This window comes from Embleya sp. NPDC020630 (assembly GCF_044334985.1).
Taxonomy (GTDB): Bacteria; Actinomycetota; Actinomycetes; order Streptomycetales; family Streptomycetaceae; genus Embleya.
Window position 1 is genome coordinate 444,767 of sequence record NZ_JBIRUB010000007.1, and the last position, 17,920, is coordinate 462,686.

13 protein-coding genes are annotated in these 17,920 nt (G+C 71.5%); 6 read left to right on the forward strand and 7 right to left on the reverse strand.

Going from position 1 to position 17,920, the window contains the following annotated elements; translation table 11 throughout:
• The first annotated feature begins 92 nt into the window (after window positions 1-92).
• Window positions 93-1,118, forward strand: coding sequence for a LacI family DNA-binding transcriptional regulator (locus ACH4XV_RS25820; RefSeq protein ID WP_395793689.1), 1,026 nt, complete (start codon window positions 93-95; stop codon window positions 1,116-1,118).
• A gap of 55 nt (window positions 1,119-1,173) precedes the next feature.
• Here the strand turns inward: ACH4XV_RS25820 and ACH4XV_RS25825 are convergent, their stop codons facing one another.
• The gene (locus tag ACH4XV_RS25825) at window positions 1,174-3,675 is read right to left on the reverse strand and encodes a collagenase (protein ID WP_395793773.1); all 2,502 of its coding nucleotides are present in this window, start codon (window positions 3,673-3,675) and stop codon (window positions 1,174-1,176) included.
• A 551-nt stretch (window positions 3,676-4,226) separates the two neighbouring features.
• Between ACH4XV_RS25825 and ACH4XV_RS25830 the strand changes: the two genes are divergently transcribed.
• Both ACH4XV_RS25830 and ACH4XV_RS25835 read left to right on the forward strand, forming a co-directional pair.
• Window positions 4,227-6,548, forward strand: coding sequence for a glycosyl hydrolase family 18 protein (locus ACH4XV_RS25830; protein WP_395793691.1), 2,322 nt, complete (start codon window positions 4,227-4,229; stop codon window positions 6,546-6,548).
• Window positions 6,549-6,704: 156 nt separating this feature from the next.
• Window positions 6,705-7,358 (forward strand): SDR family oxidoreductase, encoded by a 654-nt coding sequence (locus ACH4XV_RS25835; protein ID WP_395793693.1) that lies wholly within the window; start codon window positions 6,705-6,707, stop codon window positions 7,356-7,358.
• A 48-nt stretch (window positions 7,359-7,406) separates the two neighbouring features.
• On the opposite strand, the gene ACH4XV_RS25840 is transcribed toward ACH4XV_RS25835, so the two are convergent.
• The 3 genes from ACH4XV_RS25840 to ACH4XV_RS25850 all read right to left on the reverse strand — a co-directional run bounded on the left by ACH4XV_RS25840 (window position 7,407) and on the right by ACH4XV_RS25850 (window position 12,098).
• A complete protein-coding gene (locus ACH4XV_RS25840) occupies window positions 7,407-7,610 on the reverse strand; it encodes a cold-shock protein (protein ID WP_078980715.1) in 204 nt (67 codons plus the stop codon).
• 263 nt (window positions 7,611-7,873) lie between these two features.
• Complete coding sequence (locus ACH4XV_RS25845; RefSeq protein WP_395793695.1) at window positions 7,874-9,406, reverse strand: long-chain fatty acid--CoA ligase; 1,533 nt, start codon at window positions 9,404-9,406, stop codon at window positions 7,874-7,876.
• Between the two features lie 172 nt (window positions 9,407-9,578).
• Complete coding sequence (locus ACH4XV_RS25850) at window positions 9,579-12,098, reverse strand: alpha-L-rhamnosidase C-terminal domain-containing protein (protein WP_395793697.1); 2,520 nt, start codon at window positions 12,096-12,098, stop codon at window positions 9,579-9,581.
• Between the two features lie 82 nt (window positions 12,099-12,180).
• Here ACH4XV_RS25850 and ACH4XV_RS25855 point away from each other — a divergent pair, with 82 nt between their 5' ends.
• Window positions 12,181-12,894, forward strand: a complete 714-nt coding sequence (locus ACH4XV_RS25855) for a TetR/AcrR family transcriptional regulator (RefSeq protein ID WP_395793699.1) — start codon at window positions 12,181-12,183, stop codon at window positions 12,892-12,894.
• A 57-nt stretch (window positions 12,895-12,951) separates the two neighbouring features.
• On the opposite strand, the gene ACH4XV_RS25860 is transcribed toward ACH4XV_RS25855, so the two are convergent.
• Window positions 12,952-13,572, reverse strand: coding sequence for a hypothetical protein (locus tag ACH4XV_RS25860; RefSeq protein WP_395793701.1), 621 nt, complete (start codon window positions 13,570-13,572; stop codon window positions 12,952-12,954).
• Between the two features lie 57 nt (window positions 13,573-13,629).
• Entirely contained in the window at window positions 13,630-14,328 is a 699-nt protein-coding gene (locus tag ACH4XV_RS25865) for a hypothetical protein (RefSeq protein ID WP_395793703.1), read from the reverse strand.
• Window positions 14,329-14,540: 212 nt separating this feature from the next.
• Here ACH4XV_RS25865 and ACH4XV_RS25870 point away from each other — a divergent pair, with 212 nt between their 5' ends.
• Together ACH4XV_RS25870 and ACH4XV_RS25875 are read left to right on the forward strand one after the other, a co-directional pair.
• On the forward strand, window positions 14,541-16,640 hold the full coding sequence (locus ACH4XV_RS25870; RefSeq protein ID WP_395793705.1) for a histidine kinase: 2,100 nt from the start codon (window positions 14,541-14,543) through the stop codon (window positions 16,638-16,640).
• Complete coding sequence (locus ACH4XV_RS25875) at window positions 16,640-17,293, forward strand: response regulator (protein ID WP_395793707.1); 654 nt, start codon at window positions 16,640-16,642, stop codon at window positions 17,291-17,293. The genes ACH4XV_RS25870 and ACH4XV_RS25875 overlap by 1 nt, the downstream gene beginning before the upstream one ends.
• 113 nt (window positions 17,294-17,406) lie before the next feature.
• Here the strand turns inward: ACH4XV_RS25875 and ACH4XV_RS25880 are convergent, their stop codons facing one another.
• Window positions 17,407-17,889, reverse strand: a complete 483-nt coding sequence (locus ACH4XV_RS25880; protein ID WP_395793709.1) for a VOC family protein — start codon at window positions 17,887-17,889, stop codon at window positions 17,407-17,409.
• Window positions 17,890-17,920: the final 31 nt, after the last annotated feature.

Below are 17,920 nucleotides of genomic sequence, written 5' to 3' on the forward strand. Positions count from 1 at the left end.
GTTCGGGGATCCGCCCCGGCACCGCATAGGCTGCCGGGGTCGGACCCGCCGGCCCGACCCCGGACCGGCCTGGAGAAGCGGATCGATCCCGGATGACGACGTCGAGCATCAAAGAGGTGGCCCACCGGGCCGGCGTGTCGGTGGGCACGGTGTCCAACGTGCTCAACCACCCCGAGCGGGTGGCCGAGTCCACCCGCAACCGGGTGCTCGAAGCGGTGGAACTGCTCGGTTTCGTACGCAACGACTCGGCCCGGTCGCTGCGTTCGGGCGTGGCCAACACGGTCGGCCTGATCGTCCTGGACGTGGCCAACCCGTTCTTCACGGACGTCGCGCGCGGCGTCGAGGACGTCTGCAACGAGTCCGGTGCGGTGGTCATCCTCTGCAACTCGGACGACTCCGGAACCAAGCAGGAGCGATACCTGCGCGTGCTCCAGGAACAGCGGGTGCGCGGCGTGCTGGTCACCCCCGCGCGTGATGCGGAACTGCCGGTGGCGGACCTGCGCGCCCGGGGCCTGGCGGTGGTGCTGCTCGATCGCGGCGGCGACCGCGCGGACCTGTGCTCGGTGGCGGTGGACGACGTGCTGGGCGGCCGGTTGGCCGCCGAACACCTGGTGGCGGCCGGCCGGCGCGAGTTCGCGTTCGTGTCCGGCCCGCTGTCCATCCGCCAGTGTGAGGACCGCCGTCGCGGCATGCGCGCCGCGCTCCGCGAGGCGGGACTGCGGCTCGGTGCCTCCACCCGCGACGTCACTGTCCCCGCGATGAACGCGAGATCCGGCGCCGAGGCGGCCCGGCGCCTGCTCGACGCGGGGCCCCCGCCGGCGGCGGTCTTCTGTGCCAACGACCTGCTGGCCCTGGGCCTGATGCGCGAGTTGCTGCGCGCCGGCGTGCGGATCCCGGAGGACGTCGCGGTGGTGGGCTACGACGACATCGAGTTCGCCGCGGCCTCGGCGGTCCCGCTGACCTCGATCCGCCAGCCCACCTACCGCCTCGGCCGTACCGCCGCCGAACTGCTCCTCGAAGAGAGCGAACACCCCGACACGCACACCCACCGCCAGGTGGTCTTTCGCCCGGAGTTGGTGGTCCGCGAATCCACGATCGGCGGCGGCGAGGCCCGGTAGGACCCCGCCGCCGCGTCCGCCCGGCGCGCGTCGTGGGCGCGCCGGGCGGGGTCGGTCAGTAGCTCGTCGTCACCGAGGTGCCGGCGAACGCCTGCTGTCCGTAGAGGGAGATGTAGTGGTAGCCCTCGGGCGGTGCGGTGATGGTCAGGGTCTCCGCGTTGCCCGACTGGGTGGACTTGGCGGTGTAGGCGGTGGGCGTGGCCCAGTTGTCACTGTTGTAGTAGAGGTCGGCGTTGCCGGTACCCCCGGCGGTGACGATGTTCAGGCGCGCGGTTCCTGCCGGGATGTAGATGTAGAACCAGGCCGTTCCGTTCGCGCCCGCCGACACCGAGGTGCGGCTGCAGTTCTTGCCCAGGACGCGGGTGTCGGGGTCGGTGCACTCGGTGGCGCCTCCGCCGCCGGTGACCGTGACGGTGTGGCTGACGGTCGCGGTGGCGCCGCCGTTGTCGGTGACGGTCAGCTTCACGGTGTAGGTGCCGGCCGCGTACGTCTTGGTCGGGTTGGCCGCGGTCGAGGTGGTGCCGTCGCCGAAGTCCCAGGCGCGGGAGGCGATGGTGCCGTCGGAGTCGGTGGAGGTGTCGGTGAAGGCGACCGACGTACCGCTGACCGCGCTGGTGAACTCGGCCGTCGGCGGGCGGTTGGTGGGCGTACCACCGCCGCCGCACGCGCCCGCCGCGCAGGCGGCCAGCCAGGTGTACCAGTCGCTGTCGTAGCGGGTGCCGATGGTGGAGGTCAGGAAGGTGCGCGCGCCGGCCCAGTCACCGGTGCGGTAGTAGCCGAGCAGGCGGGTGACGTCCGCCGGGTGCTTCTGCAGCATGTAGCGCACGCCGAGGTAGCCCCAGCGGTAGATGCGGGTGGTGTCGTTGGAGTAGGTGGTGTCGAAGACGGTACTCAGCGCATAGGTGTGCTTGCCCGCCTCGGTGATCGCGGCGTCGTAGGGCAGGTTGCGGTAGGAGTAGGAGACGTACTCCGCGAAGCCCTCGATCCACCAGATGGTCGGCGTGCTCACGCCCGCGTTGAAGTCGCCGAACATGTCGAACCGGCCGTCGAGGTAGTGCGTGTACTCGTGGTTGAGGTTCCAGATCTCGAACGCGGGCCGGGTCCACTCGGCCTCGTAGGCGATGAACCGCGGCTGGTTGCCGGCCGCGCTCGGGTCGCCCTCGAGGTACATGCCGCCGTTGTTGGTGTCGATGCCGAAGATGGCGCCGGCGTACGTCTGGTAGTCGGAGCTGGAGTGGAAGACCACCACCTCGATCGTGGTGTTGTGGTCGTTGGCCACCGCGCCGCTGTCCTTGACCACGCCGTGGAAGTACGAGTCCTGGTTGCGCAGGCTCGTGCAGGCGGCGGCGAGGTTGGCCTGGCTGATCTCCTGGGCCCGGATGCGGATGCTCGGGCTACAGGTGTAGTCGATGGTCAGCACCGCCGCGGTCAGCCGCGCCTGGAGGTTGCAGGTGTCGTAGTAGGCGCACTGTGCCTTGTCGTAGTAGTCGGTGCCCTCGGCCAGCGCGACCCACATCGCCGCGGTCGGCCCGGTGATCGAGGTGGCGCTCAGGTGGGCGCGCACCATCGGGCGCACCCGGGCCTGGAGGCTCGCGTACTGGAGGAAGCGGGCCAGTTCGCGGCCGGAGTTGACGGTCAGGTAGGCGCGGTCGGTGCCGAGCAGGTCCCGGTGTGCCCTCGCGAAGGCGTCGACCGCGTCGACGGTGCTCGGGTCGGACTGCACGGCGGTGACGAACTCGGGTACCTGGTGGCCGCGGAAGAGCACGGTGAAGACGTTGTTGACCGAGGCCTTCATCCACCACGACGCGTCGTACGAGCTGTTGTAGCCCGCCAACAGCCGCTTGACCACGTACAGATAGCGGGCGTTCTCCTGGGCGCTGTCGATCAGGGTGACCGCCTCGGCGAGCGTCTCGCCGTTGGCGTCGGTGACGTCCGAGGAGTGCGAGTTGGCGAAGAAGGCGTCCAGACCGGAGCGGATCGCGGTCTTGAGCGCGGGTCCGTACGTGCCCACCGTGGTCGGGTCGTACCACTGCACGTAGTAGCCCGCGCGCAGGAACAGCACCACCTGCGGCGCGCTCGTGCTGCCGTTGCCGGGGTAGGAGCCGGCGAGATCGCGCAGAGCGTAGGCGACCGTGGTCATCTGCTCTTCGCGGAAGATCGAGCGGGCGTCGGTCCCGGAGACGGTGAACAGGGTGTTCACGCATTCCGTCGTCGACGCCTTGATCTGCGTGACCAGCGCGGCGCCGGTACGGCTTGCGAAGTCGGCGACCGAGCAACCGGCCACGGCCGCCTGCCGGTTCGTCGCGGCCATCGACGGCCGGGCCGGCCGGGCGGCCGACGCCGGGTCGTCGTAGTCGCGCCGGGCGTTGTCGGACACGTTCGCGGACAGCGGCGGCCGGTCGGGGACGGGCAGCGGCTTCGCCTGGGTGTGCGGGGACTGGTCGGCCGAGGCGCTGGGGGGCGCGCCGAGCGGTGCGGCCACGGGGATCGGGGTCGCCGCCGCGCCGGGATCGGCGGGGGCGGCCGATCCGGGCTGGGTGAACAACCCGAAGCCCATGGCGAGTGATACGGCAACCACCGCGACGCGGCGGAGCCTTCCCTGTCGTGGTGCCGAATGGGTCGATCGATTGGTTCGCAAAGACCGTCTCCTTGCGGAACAGAGGGCACGCGCACGCGCGCCTCCGATGAGGGGTGGTGCAACGGCATGAGCGGTTTCGTCGCCGGCCCCGTTTCGGGGAGAGAGGCGGAGCCGGCACGTGCGTGGTACTGCTCGCTGTCTTGCCGGAAGAGCCAACGGTGGCAAGGCAGTTGGTGCCGCCGTGGACCGGAAGGGGAGCGTCCGGACCGCTGCGTGACATGTACCATGTCACAAATCACATTTTGCGTGAAGGGGTATCGAAGACCGAGTGCGGCCAACGAAACGGCAGTGGGCGCAGGGGGGTCGGGCGGACCGATTTTGCCGGGACTTGCCGGCACCTCGCGGCTACTGGTCTAGACCTTGATTATTGGTCCAGACCTTCATTACGCTCGCCCTACTGTGTGAGCCGGACAACCCGGCTCATTGTGGGGCACAGGTTCTCCGTCGGATCCCGAAATCCAGGAGCACCCATGGCCATCGAAACCGTGTGGCGCACCAAACGCACCAAGCCCGGCAAGAGATTCATCGCCATCTGTGCGAGCCTGCTCCTCCCGCTCGCCGCGATGGTCGGTCTGTCCGCCGCACCCGCGCAAGCCGCCGAAGGCGCCACCGCGACCTTCGCCAAAACCTCCGACTGGGGGGGCGGTTTCCAGGGGGAGTGGACGATCAAGAACACCGGTACCACCGCCGTCACGGCCTGGACCGTCGAGTGGGACTTCCCCGCCGGCACCTCCGTGGGTGCGTACTGGGACGCCTTGATCACCTCGTCCGGAACGCACTACACCGCCAAGAACCGTAACTACAACGGCTCGGTCGCGCCCGGGGCGAGCGTCAAGTTCGGCTTCGTCGGCTCCGGCCCCGGAAGTCCCAGTGGCTGCAAGATCAACGGCGGCCCCTGTGACGGCGTACCGCCGACCGACAACCCGCCGAGCGCGCCCGGCGTGCCGAGCGCGACCGCGACCACCTCGACCTCCATCTCGCTGAGCTGGGGCGCGGCCACCGACGACCACGCCGTCAAGAACTACGACGTCTACCGCGGCACTTCCGTGGTCGCCACGGTCACCGGCACCGCGTACACCGACACCGGTCTGAGCGCCGACACCGCGTACACGTACAAGATCGTGGCGCGGGACAGCATCGACCAGACCGGACCCGCATCGCCGACCGCCACGCTGCGCACGGCGCCCGGCGGCGGCACCGACACACCCCCGACGGCCCCCGGAACACCGACGGCGAGCAGCGTGAACGACACGTCGCTCACCCTCAACTGGACGGCGGCCACCGACGACCACGGCGTCAAGAACTACGACGTCCTGCGCGGCGGAGCCAAGATCGCCACCGTCAACGGGACTTCGTACAACGACACCGGCCTGACCGCGAACACCACCTACACGTACACCGTGGTGGCTCGCGACAGCATCGACCAGACCGGCCCGGCCAGTGCGCCGCTCACCGTCAAGACCACCGGCGGCGGCACCCCGGGCGGCGAGTACTTCCGCGTGGGCTACTTCGTGCAGTGGGGCATCTACGGCCGCGCCTACACGATGAAGTCGCTGGACACCACCGGTGCCGCGGCCAAGCTCACGCACCTCAACTACTCCTTCTCCAACATCGACCCGGTCAACCTGACCTGCCTCAACGGCGTCACCAAGGCCACCACCCCGGGTCCGCAGGACCCGAACCAGGGTGACGGCGCGGGCGACTCGTGGGCGGACTACGAAAAGGGCTTCAGCGCCGGGGAATCCGTCAACGGCAGCACCGACACGTGGGACCAGCCGTTGGCCGGAAACTTCAACCAGCTCAAGCAACTCAAGGCGAAGTACCCGAAGTTGAAGGCGCTGATCTCGGTCGGCGGCTGGACGTACAGCCGGTACTTCTCCGACGTCGCCAAGACCGACGCGTCGCGGCAGAAGTTCGCCAAGTCCTGTGTGGACATGTACCTCAAGGGCAACCTGCCGGTGACCAACGGGCGCGGCGGCAACGGAGTCGCGGCCGGGATCTTCGACGGCTTCGACCTCGACTGGGAGTGGCCGGGCGCCGAGGGTCACGCGGGCAACCACATCTCCGCGGACGACAAGAACAACCTGACCCTGCTGATGGCCGAGTTCCGCAAGCAGATGGACGCGTACGGCCAGACCACGGGCAAGCACTACCTGCTCACCGCGTTCACCCCCGCCGACCCCGGCAAGCTGGACGTGGGCTGGGACATCACCACGCGCGACGGCACGCCCAGCGTGTTCGACTACATGGACTACGCCAACGTGCAGGGCTACGACTTCCACGGCTCCGGCAGCGACAACAGCTGGGAACCGAACCGCACCGGGGACCAGGGCAACCTGTACCAGGACGCGGGGGACCCGTACCCGACCAAGTTCAGCGTGGAAACCACCGTCAACTACTACCTGAACCAGGGCGTGGACCCACGCAAGCTCGCCCTCGGCCTGGCCTTCTACGGCCGCGGCTGGCAGGGCGTCGCCGACGGTGGGGCGCACGGCGAATGGCAGGAGGCGCACGGCGCCGCACCGGGCCAGTTCCCGGAGGAGGCCGGCACCAGGGGCTACGCCAACCTGATGTCGTCGGTACCGAACCTGACCGTCTACCACGACGAGCAGTCGGTCTCGACCTACGGCTTCACCGGCAACAACGGCCAGTGGTGGACCTTCGACGACGCATGGTCCATCGGGAAGAAGACGGCCTGGCTCCGTTCGAAGAATCTCCTGGGCGCGATGATCTGGGAGATGAGCGGGGACACCGGGGTGTTGATGACCGCGGTCGACAACGGGCTGAAGTAACGGCCCCCTGATCGGAAGGCCGGGAGGCGGTGAGTGGCTGCCTCCCGGCCTTCCTTGTCGTCCGCTGTCGTGCGCCTCGTCCTGGGCGGCGCCTCCGGGCGCCGCCGCCGTCGACCCGTCAGCCGGCGTGCGGGGCGTCGGCGGCCGGGAGTTCGGGTGCGGTCCAGTCGGTCAGGATCCGCAGCGCCTCGGCGGTGGGGAGGCCGGTTCGACGTTGGCGCGCCGGCGATCGCCGCCGGCGTGACCGACGCCGCGGCGTTGGCGGACGCCGCCGCCCGGGTGGCTGCCGAGTTCGGGGGCGCCGACCTGCTCCTGAACAGCGCCGGCGTCATGCTGCCCGCCCCGATCGAGGAGTTGGCGGCCGACCAGTGGAAGCAGCAGATCGATCCGAGCATCACGGGGCTGATGGATACGCTCGGTGCGTTCACCCCGCAGCTGATCGCGGCCGCCGCCGAGCGTGGGGTGGCCGACCTGATCAACACCTCGTCGATCGCGGCGCAGAACATCTTCCCGAATTTCGCCGTCTACTCCGGGACCAAGGCATACGTCACCCACCTGTCCCGGCACCCGCGCGCCGAGTCGGGCGCGCGGAACGTGCGGGTCTCGGCGCTCGAACCGGGCATCGTCGGCACCGAATTGCAGAGCCACGTCACCGACCCGGGCGCGCGGGAGTGGCCGGCGGGCGCCAAGGAGAGCATGGAGTGGCTCACGCCGGAGCACGTCGCGGAGACCGTCGGTTTCATCGCCACGATGCCGCCGCGGGTGAACTTCCAGCAGGTCACCATCATGCCGACCGGACAGGCCGCCTGACCTGTCGTGCCGCGGCGGTGTGTCACCGCCGCGCCACGAACGGGAGTGCTAGCCGGCGACGATGTTCTCCGCCTGCGGGCCCTTCTGGCCCTGGGTGACGTCGAACGTCACCTTCTGGCCCTCCTGCAGCTCGCGGTAACCACTGCCGGAGATGTTGGAGTAGTGGGCGAAGACGTCGGGGCCGCCACCGTCCTGCTCGATGAAGCCGAAGCCCTTCTCACTGTTGAACCACTTCACGGTGCCACTGGCCACGCCGAACTCCTCGTTCAGAAAAAATGGAACCGTGCCGCGCATGATGCGGGCCCGGAGGTGCTCACCGGACCCGAAGCGGCTGTGCACAGCAAAATCGCCCGTGATCGCGATCACGGGCGAACGAACTTCGGGCCACGACTACTTGGGAACCGAAGGTACCCGAGCCCGCCCTCCCGCGCCACGCACCCACCCGAACTCGCCCCCGACGGCCGGACATCGCCCGCCGAAAGCGGCGCCGATCCGCGCCCCGGGGCCGCGCCCCGCTATCGGATGGCGGCCCCCGGCTCCGGCGGTGTGGCGTCGCGCAGTGCCCGCTTGAGGATCTTGCCGGTCGGGCCCAGCGGGAGCGCGGGCATCGGGTGGAAGACGCGGGGGTACTTGTGCCGGCCGAGGTGTTTGCGAGACCAGGCGATCAGCTCGTCGGGCGTGGGCGGCTCGGTGCCGGGCGCGGCGGGGCGCAATACGACGGCCGCGTGGATCTCCTCGCCGAGCGCCTCGTGCGCGCTGCCGTAGACCGCGACCTGGGCGATCGCGGGGTGTCGGGCCAGGACCTCCTCGACCTCGCGCGGGTAGACGTTGTACCCGCCGCGGATGACCAGGTCCTTCTTCCGGTCCACGATGCTCAGGAAGCCGTCGTCGTCGACCGTGCCGAGGTCGCCGGTGCGGAACCAGCCGTCCACGATCGCGGCGGCGGTGGCGTCCGGGTCGTCGAGGTAGCCGGCGAACACGTTGTGGCCCCGGACCACCACCTCGCCGACCGCCCCGGCGGGCAGCGGTTCGATGCGCTCGTCCACCTCGGCGGCGGCGATCGCGACCTCCACCCCGCGAATCGCGTGGCCGACGGTGCCGGGCCGGCGGCCGAGCAGGCGCTGGTTGAACGTGGCCGCCGGGGACGTCTCGGTCAGCCCGTACCCCTCGAACACCCGCGTCCCGAACGTGGCCTCGAAGCGCTCCAGACCGGCGACGGGCAGCGCGGCGCCGCCGGACACGGCCAACCGCAGCGTCGGGGCGCTCGCGCCGGACGCCCGCGCCGCCTCGGTGAGCGCGTGGAACATCGTCGGTACGCCCATGAACACGCTCACCCCCTCCTCGGCCATCAGTTCCAGCGCGGCGGCGGCGTCGAAGCGCGGCATCAGGACCAGCGTCGCGCCGGCGCGCAGCGCGGCGTTCATCGCGCAGGTCTGGCCGTAGCTGTGGAACAGCGGCAGGCAGCCCAACACCACGTCCTCGGGCGCCAGTTCGTGCAGGTCCTGGGCGCAGACCGTGGCGTTGAGCACGATGTTGAGGTGGGTCAGCCGGGCGCCCTTGGGTCGGCCGGTGGTGCCGCTGGTGTACAGGATGGCCGCGATGTCGTCGGCCGCGGTCGGGTGCGCGGCGGTCAGCGGCGCGCCGGGGTGTTCGTGGTCGGCGGCCAGCATCGGTATCCCGGCCGCGTCGGCGGCGGCCCGCGCGGTCGGCCACAACGCGCCGCCGCTGATCGTGAGCACCGATCCGCTGTGCCGCAGCACGAATTCGACCTCCTCGGCGACCAGCAGCCCGTGCACCGGCACGACGGTGGCACCGGCGGCGATCACCGCGTGGTAGACGCGGGGGAACGCCGCGATGTTGGGCAACATCACCGCGACCCGGTCACCGGGCCGCACACCCCGTTCGCGCAGGGCGGCGGCGTAGCGCAGCACGTCGGCCCACAGGTCGCGATAGGTGATCCGGGTGTCGCCCTCGACCACTGCGGTGCGGTCGGGGAAGCGCAGCGCGGTGTCGCTCAGCAGAGCGGCCACGCCGAGGTGTTGGTGCACTCGGGACTCCAAGGGTAGGTGGCGGGGCCGACGGGCGGGCCCGACGAGGCCGTCGCTCGGGTGGGAGCGCGGCCGGGCGCGGACGCCGGTGTCCAGTATTTCGTTACGCGTATTGTTAAGTTGGCGCCCCGGAATCGTCAATGCCACGCCCGCGGCGGCGGTGCGGCTGGGGTCACACCGGTAGCGCGGCCAAGTCGGCGTCGAAGGTGCCGGCCGGCCGGTCGGTGACGGTGCCGTCCGGGGCCACGAGCCGCACCGGGACCGGGGACTCGACATGCACGCGGGTGCCCTCCACCGCGACGTGGACGAGGCCGTACGGGGTGGGGACCGCGCCCTTGGCCCACTCCAGGTCGCCCAGGCGCGGGGCGATGCGGACCGTCGTGTAGCCGGGCTCGGCGGGGGTGATCCCGAGGGTGTACACGAGCAGGTCGCGGGTGGGGGTGGCGGACCAGCCGTGGCAGTAACTGCCGCCCTCCCAGGTCTCCCGCCACGCGGTGGGGCCGGAGGCGAGCAGGCGCCGCCAGTCGCGGCACAGGTCGGCGATCGTGTCGGCGGCGCCGAGCAGGGCCAGCGCGTCGTGCACGACGTAGCGGAAGAAGGGTTGTGCGCCGACCACTTGGTGCCGCGCGTCCCAGGTCACGGCGGGCGGGGTGAAACGGGCCACCTGGTGCCCGGTGGGTGCGCCGTCCGCGTCCCCGCCGTGCGCGGCGACCGGTGCCAGGGTGAACATCACATCGCGCGCGAGCAGGAACCTCCGCACCCGATCCGCGCGTTCGACCGGTACCAGGTCGGCGCACACCGCCGCCGCGGTGGTGTGCTCGCTCATCGCGGGCCGCACCACGTCCTCCACCGCGTGATCCCGGTAGCCGCCCCGCTCCTCGTCCCAGAACACCTCGAAGCCGACCCGCACCGACTCGCGCAACTCCCGCGCCCAGGCGGCCCGGTTGGCATCGCCCAACCAGTGCGCCATCTCCGCGAAGTCGCCCAGGGCCCGTGCCCACAGCGCGTTCAGCGCCGCACTGGTGCCCTCGACCTGCACCGGCGACCAGTCGATCAGCACCCAGCCGGTCACGTCGTGCACCAGGCCGTCGGCGCCGAGGAAGGCGGTGAACCAGTCGAGCACGGTTTCGGCGGCGGGCAACAGCCGGGCGATCAGCGCCCGATCGCCCGTGTAGCGGTGGAGGTTGTACACCGAACGCACCCAGTGCAGCGACCAGTCGGGAATGCTGACCAGCTCCGGATCACCGCCGTCGCCGGCGGCCACCATGGGCAACAGGCCGTCGCCGCGCGGGGTCGCGGTGAGCACGGGTTGGTGCCGGGCCAGGCTCCAGTCGGGGTTGGTGACCAGGTCGACCGACTGGTGCACGACCGCGTCGCCGGTCCAGGCCCGCTGCTCCCGGCTGGGGCAGTCGATGTAGGCGTCGTGAGCGGTCAGGTCCACGGTGCGCAGGCCCACCCGGTGGATACGGTCCAACAGCGGGTCGGAGCAGGCGAAGTACGGCCCGGCCGGGCGCGGCCGCAACCGTTCGAGCACGGCGGGCGCGAGCCGCACCGGCCCGGTGGCGTCCACCACGAGGACCAGGTAGCGGCCCCCGGCCGGGTCGCCGAGCCGGAACCGCTCGCCCGCCTCGTCCCCGCGCGCGGTGTAGGCGAAGCACGCGGCACCGGCCAGCGCGGCCGGGGTGGGCGATTCGGCGAGCGCGCCGAACACCACGGTCCCCGGGGCCGCTTCGAGGTCGAGGCGCACCGTACCGCTGACCATGCGGCCCAGATCGGCGATCACCAGTCGGCGGCCGGCGGGCAGCGCGAGCGTGGCCGAGGGGGCGACGTTACCCGGGTCGGGGACGGTGTCCGGGCAGGCCTCGGGCCGGATCGTGGTGAGCGCGCCGTGCAGCGCGGCCTGTACGTCGGCGGACGCCAACGCGCCCACGGGGCGCGGCGCGACGGGCAGCGGCGCGGAGTGGAACGCGGCCGGTGTGCGGGTGGCGCCGCCGAGTGCCGGCAGCGGGTTCGGCAGCAGGGCGCCGTACGGTTCGGCCGGTGGCCGGGTGGCGCCGGTGCTGCCGACGTGGGCCGCGGGCAACACCGTTGCGGCGTCCCAGAGTTCGTCGTCGAAGTCCGGGCGGGTCCAGGCCGGGTCCAGCCGGCGCGCGTCCAGGATCTCCGGGATCTGCGGGGACACCGTGGACTGCGGGGCACACGGCGTCCAGGCGTCGGCGACCCGGCAGCGCCAGGCGGCGTCGGTACCGATCCAATGCTCCGCGCCGAGGCCGAACTCGGCGACCAGCGCGCCGCCGCCGAGGCTGTACGTGGTCGGCGAGGGCACCCACCACGCGGTGCGGTGGCCGTAGAACCGTGCCCGCACCGCGATCACGTTCCGGCCGGGGCGCAGCGCCGCCGCCGCGTCGCCGAAGTCGTAGTAGAGCCGCCGGCCGCCGTGCCGGATCGGACCGCGGGCGAGTTCGACGCCGTTGACGTAGAGCACGTGCCGCGAATCCGAGCTGATCCGGAACGGCGCGTGCTCGGGCACCTCGGCCAGCTCGAACGCGCGCCGGAACAACACGCGGCGGTCGAACCGCTCGGGGTCGAGCGAGCCGTTCATCGGATTCTCCGGGGACGGCGCGCCCACCGCGGTGTCCTCGGCCCAGATCCACTGACCCCGCCATCGACGGTTCGCGAACGTCTCTCGCATGGTGCGTGTCCTTCCGCTCGGCGGCACACACCATAACCACGTTTTTTACTAACCACTAGATAAAACTGCTAGCCTGCGTTCCGTGACTCCCACATCACGCGAAGACGACGACCCGACGCGCTCCCTCCGCCCGACCCGGCAACCCCGCAGGGGCCCGGGCCGCAGCGAGCGTGGCGCCCGTCGACGCGAGGAACTGGTCACCATCGCGAGTGAGTTGTTCGCGCGCAGCGGCTTCCGGGGCACGGGCCTCGCGGAGGTGGCGGCCCGCGCCGGGATCACCCAACCGGCGCTGCTCTACTACTTCGGCAGCAAGGAGGGCCTGCTCCAGGCGGTGATCGAGCACCGCGGCGCGCAGAGCATCGAGTTCGCGCAGGAGTCGGTGGCCATCGGCGGGCTGCGGGCGATTCGGGAGATGCCCGCCTCCGCGCACCGCAACGCGCGCGAACCGGGCCTCGCGCGCCTGCTCGCCGTGCTGACCATGGAAAACCTGGACCCGCAGGACCCCGCCCACGACTACTTCGTACAGCGCTACCGTCGGCTGCGCGAGTTGATCGCGCGGATCATCACCGACGCCCAGGCGACCGGCGAGATCCGCGCCGAGGTCGACCCGGGCCTCAAGGCCGCCGAACTGCTCGCCACCATGGACGGTCTACAGATGCAGTGGCTCCTCGACCCGGGCGAGGTCGACCTGGTCACCGCCATCGAGTCCTACGCCCTGACCCTGATCCGCGACCTGGCCGCCGACCCGGCGGCCTACGCGACCACCGTCACGGGCGAGACCACCGGCCACGAGTGACACCGGGCCGGCGGGGCCGGGCGCACGAGCCGCCCGGCCCCGCCGCAAGCGGTGCCGTTACGGGCACTTCACCCCGATCGCCTTGGCGGCCAGGTCCAACGGACCGCCGCCCGCCGTGAGGCGGGTGTTCTCCTCGATCGTCGCGGACGCCGCCTCCACGTCGCCGTTGTCGAACTGCTCGGTCATCGTGGCGACATACGCGGCCTGCCGTTGGTACAGGTCCCACCACGCCTTGACGTCGGCGTCGACACGACCCGGCTTCGGCAGCCCGTCGAGCTTGTCCATCAGCGCCCTGAGCGACAGGTCCAGGGCCCGGAAGCGCTGTTGCAGCGCGGCGACGTCCGTGGTCTCGGTGGAGGCCGCGACGTCGACGTCGTTGAGTTTGTCGGCGATGTTGTCGTACGAATCCGCGCAGGTGCGGTTGATGTCCTTGAGGTACGACGCCCGGTTGACCGCCGTGCCCTTGTCGGAGAAGTCGAAGGGGCCGATGTTCATCGCGATCAGCACACTGACGACCGTCGCCACCGTGCCGACCAGGGTCAGGACCATCATCCACCGGCCGCCGCCCCCGCCCGCTCGGGGCGGTGGGGCGGACGGGTGGAGCGGCATCGGCGGATACGGCGCGCCGTGGTTCGGCGGTCCGTACGGGTTGAGCGGTGCCGGTGGTGTCCGGCGCACGTGGAAATCCATCTCGGTGGGTGTTCCGGTTCCGTTGTCCGTCTCCTCGATGCCGGCTCAGCGGGTGATGGTGCTCTTGCCGAAGGTCAGCCCCAGGCCCGCGACCACCAGCCAGAACGGCATCGTCAGCGCGGGCATCCCGGGTACCGACATCACCGCCATGGCGACGGTCGGCGCACCTGCGGCAAGCACCGAGACCCAGCCGATCCACCGCGAGACGGTACGCTCCCGCAGCGCCATCCAGGCGATCGCGAACGCGGCCACCAGCACGCCCAGCCAGCCGATCCACGCCCCGAAGTCGTTGAGCACGTAGTACACATAGCGGGCTGTTTGATCGAACTGCTCGTCCTCCGGGCCGCCTTCGCCGTAGATGCCCATCGCCCCGCGCCACCCGTAGCCGAGGGTCAGCGCCGCCGCCGAGGCACCCAGGCCCGCCGACACCACCCGTGCCGCCGTGCTCCCGGGCACGCGCGGCTCCACGTGCCGCCGCCAGGCCGCGGCGAGCACGATCAGCAGGGCGACCACGACATACCCGACGGCGAAGCCGATCCGGGCCTTGACCACGCTCACCTCGTCGACCCGGGCGAGCGTCATGCCGCCGTCGGCCTCCGCCACGTGCACGTCCATCACGATCGTCGCGAACGCTCCCAGCACACCGGCCGCCACCGCGAGCAGCGGCCAGTGGGTTCGATGGCGCGCCGGAGCCTCCCCGACCTCGACGCGCCCGCCGACCGGGCTCACATCCGAATACCTCATGTCTCCCCCTCCACATGTCGCCGCCCCGCGTCGCCGTCCCCCCGGCGGCTGCACGTCCCCCATCGGGTGGCGCGTATCGGACTCCCTGCCCGTGCGGCATCGCCAGACTGGCGGGCCCGGAGTCCCGGGTTCCAGGGACATCGACACCGTCTGTCCGGGATCCCCGCGGCGGGACGGGGTACGCCGCGACGCAGTAGGGGAGCATGGGCGCGGTGACCACCCAGCCCGTTCCGCCACCGCTCGGCGCGTGTCCGCCGGACCGGCGCCCGCCCGCGCGCGTGCCCGCCTGGATCCGCGCGCTGCTGCTGCGCATCCCCGAGTCCCGTCTGATCGTGTTCGCGGGCGTGTCGGCCACCGTCGGCATCGCGACGACCGCGGCGTACGTACCCGCCTACCACTGGGTCGCGGAGCGCACCGAGCTGCGCCCGATGTCGTGGGGCGACGTCGTGCTCGGATCGGCATGGCCGCTGATCGGCGCGCTGATCGTGCGCGGGCGACCGCGCAATCCGGTGGGCTGGCTGCTCCTGGTACCCGCGACACTGGGCCCGTATCTGCTGCTGTCGTTGTACGCGGTCTCCTCCGCGCGGATCAGCGCCGACCCGCTGCCGGGCGCGGATTTCGCGGCGTGGGTCGGCGCCTGGGGATTCGCCCAGTACTTCGTGGTGGTGCCGCTGCTGCTGATGGTCTTCCCCGACGGATACCTGACCGGTCCCCGGTGGCGGTTCCCGGCATACGGGATCTGCGTCGTGGCGGCGATCGCGCTGTTCGGGGCGATGTTCCGGGACGGCTCGATCGACATCAGCGAGGACGTGCACAATCCGTGGGCCGTTCCCGGCGCGTGGTGGCTGGGATACCTCACGCTCGTCGGCGCGTTCGCGACCCTCGGCCCCGGACTGGTGACCGCGGTGGTGTCCCTGGTCGTACGCACGCGCCGGGCGGTCGGAGTCCAGCGCATCCAACTCCAGTGGTTGCTGCTCGGCGGCCTGATGCTCGGCGCGAACATGCTGCTCGCGCTCGTGGTACCCGACCCCGGGCAGGACCTGTTCTTCGCCGTCGGGTTGCTCAGCCCGCCGGTCGGGATCGCCGTCGCGATGTTGCGACACCGGCTGTTCGACGTGGTCCTGGTGCTCAACCGCACCATCGTCTACGTCGTACTGACGGCGGTGCTGGTCGGCGTCTACACGGCGCTGGTGCTGGGCGTGGGTCGCGTCGCGCCGACCTCGACGAGCGGGATCCTGGCGGTGGCGGTGGTCGCGCTGCTCGCCGCGACGGGGCGCAGCGCCGTGCAGGTGGCGGTGGACCGCTGGTTGTTCGGACACCGGCACGATCCCTACGCCGTGCTTGCCCGGGTGGGCCGGCAGGTGGCGCCGGCGTCGGAGCCCGACGAGGCGCTGCAACGTCTGGTGGACGCGCTGCGCCGCGCGCTGCGGCTGCCGTACGCGGCGTTCCACAGCCATCTTCCGCAGCACGGCGCCGCGTTGCGGGTGGAGAGCGGCTGTCCGGTGGCCGGTTGGCGGGCCGTTCCGGCGAGTTCGCTGGGCCGGGACATGGGTGAACTGCGCGTCGGCCTGCGGCCGGGCGGCGAGCGCTGGACGCCCGAGGAATACGCCGCGATCGAGGAGGTCGCCGCCCGGGCGGCGACGTTGGCGTACGCGGCGGGACTGGTCACCGACGTGGCCCGCAGCCGCGCCCGGATCGTGGTCGCGCGCGAGGAGGAGCGCCGCCGCCTGCGGGCGGACCTGCACGACGGCGTGGGCCCGGCGCTCGCCGGCGCCGCGCACCAACTCGACGCGCTGGCCCGGCGAATCGCAGCGGCGGGAGAGCCGGACCTGGCCGATCGGGCCCGAGGGGTGCGCGATCGGCTGCGCCAGACGGTGACCGACCTGCGCTCGGTGGTGCACGGGCTGCGTCCGCCCATCCTCGACCAACTCGGCCTCGCGGGAGCCCTGCGTGACGTGGTCGCCGGTTACGAGACGCCGCGCTGCACGGTCGAACTCGGCCCGGGGCTGGACGAATTGCCCGCGGCGGTGGAGGTCGCGGCCTACGCGATAGCCGCCGAGGCCGTCTCGAACGCGGTGCGGCACAGCGCCGCGAGCGAACTGCGCCTGTCGGCCGCGGTGGTGGACGCGAAGCTCCGGTTGGAGATACGCGACAATGGCCGCGGCCTGCCCGCGCACCCGGCCGCCGGGGTGGGCCTGCGCAGCATGGGCGAACGCGCGGACGAGGTCGGCGGACGCATGGAGATCCTGCCCGCGCCGGGCGGCGGGGTGGTCGTACGGGCGAGCCTGCCCGACGGGTCGGAGAGGTCGTAGTGGACACATCGGTAAGCGTGCTCGTCGTCGACGACCACCCGGTCTTTCGGGCCGGCATGGTCGCGGTGTTGGAGGACCTGGCCGACCTCGACGTCGTCGGTCAGGCCGGTGACGGGGCCGAGGCGCTGGTCGAGGTGGCGGCGCTGCGGCCGGACGTGGTGCTGATGGACCTGCGGATGCCGGGCGTCGGCGGGTTGGAGGCGACGGCGCGGATCACCACGACCCATCCGGACACGGCGGTGATCGTGCTGACCATGGACGAGGACGAGGACACGGTCTTCGCGGCGCTGCGCGCCGGTGCGCGCGGCTACCTCCTCAAGGAGGCGGACGGGGACGACATCCGCCGCGCGATCCTGGGCGTGGCGCGCGGCGAGGCCGTCTTCGGTCCGCGTGTCGCCCGGCGGGTGTTGTCGTTCTTCGCGTCGGCACCCGCGCACGCACGCGGGGCGGTGCCGTTCCCGCAGCTGACCGACCGCGAGCGGGAGGTCCTCGACCTGCTCGCGCAGGGGTTGGACAACGCGTCGATCGCGCGGCGGTTGATCCTGTCGGAGAAGACCGTCCGCAATCGGGTGAGCGACGTGCTGACCAAGCTGCGCGCCCGCAGCCGCGCGGAGGCGGTGGCCATCGCCCGCGACGCGGGGTTGGGTGGTTGAGGGCGCGGATCGCGGCCCCGGCGGCGCGCATGCGCACGGGTCGGGTCGTCCCCCGTGTGGGGGTCGACCCGACCCGTGTGGTCACGCCGTGGCACATCAGGCCGCGCGCTCGACTACTCGCCGTCGTACGCCTTGCGGATCGCGGCGATGTCCAGGCGCTTCATGGTGTACATGGCGCTGGTGGCCCGGGTCGCCTTCGCGCCGTCCGGGTCGCCGATCATGTCGATCACCTCGGTCGGCACGACCTGCCAGGACAGGCCGAACCGGTCCTTGAGCCAGCCACAGGGGCCCTCCTCGCCGCCGTCGGCGGTGAGCAGGCCCCAGTAGTGGTCGACCTCGTCCTGGTCGGCGCAGTGGATCTGGAACGAGACGGCCTCGTTGAACTTGAACTGGGGCCCGCCGTTGAGCGCGACGAACTTCTGTCCGTTGATCTCGAACTCGACCACGAGCACCTGGCCGGCCTGGTCCGGGTTGGCCTCGTTGTAGTAGCCGACGCGGCCCTGCTTGCCGTCCTTGAACACGGACAGGTAGAAGTTCGCGGCCTCCTCGGCCTGGCCGTCGAACCACAGGCAGGTGGTGAATCCCTGGGCGGGCATGGAAACCTCCGGTACTCCGTAGTGGACGCTC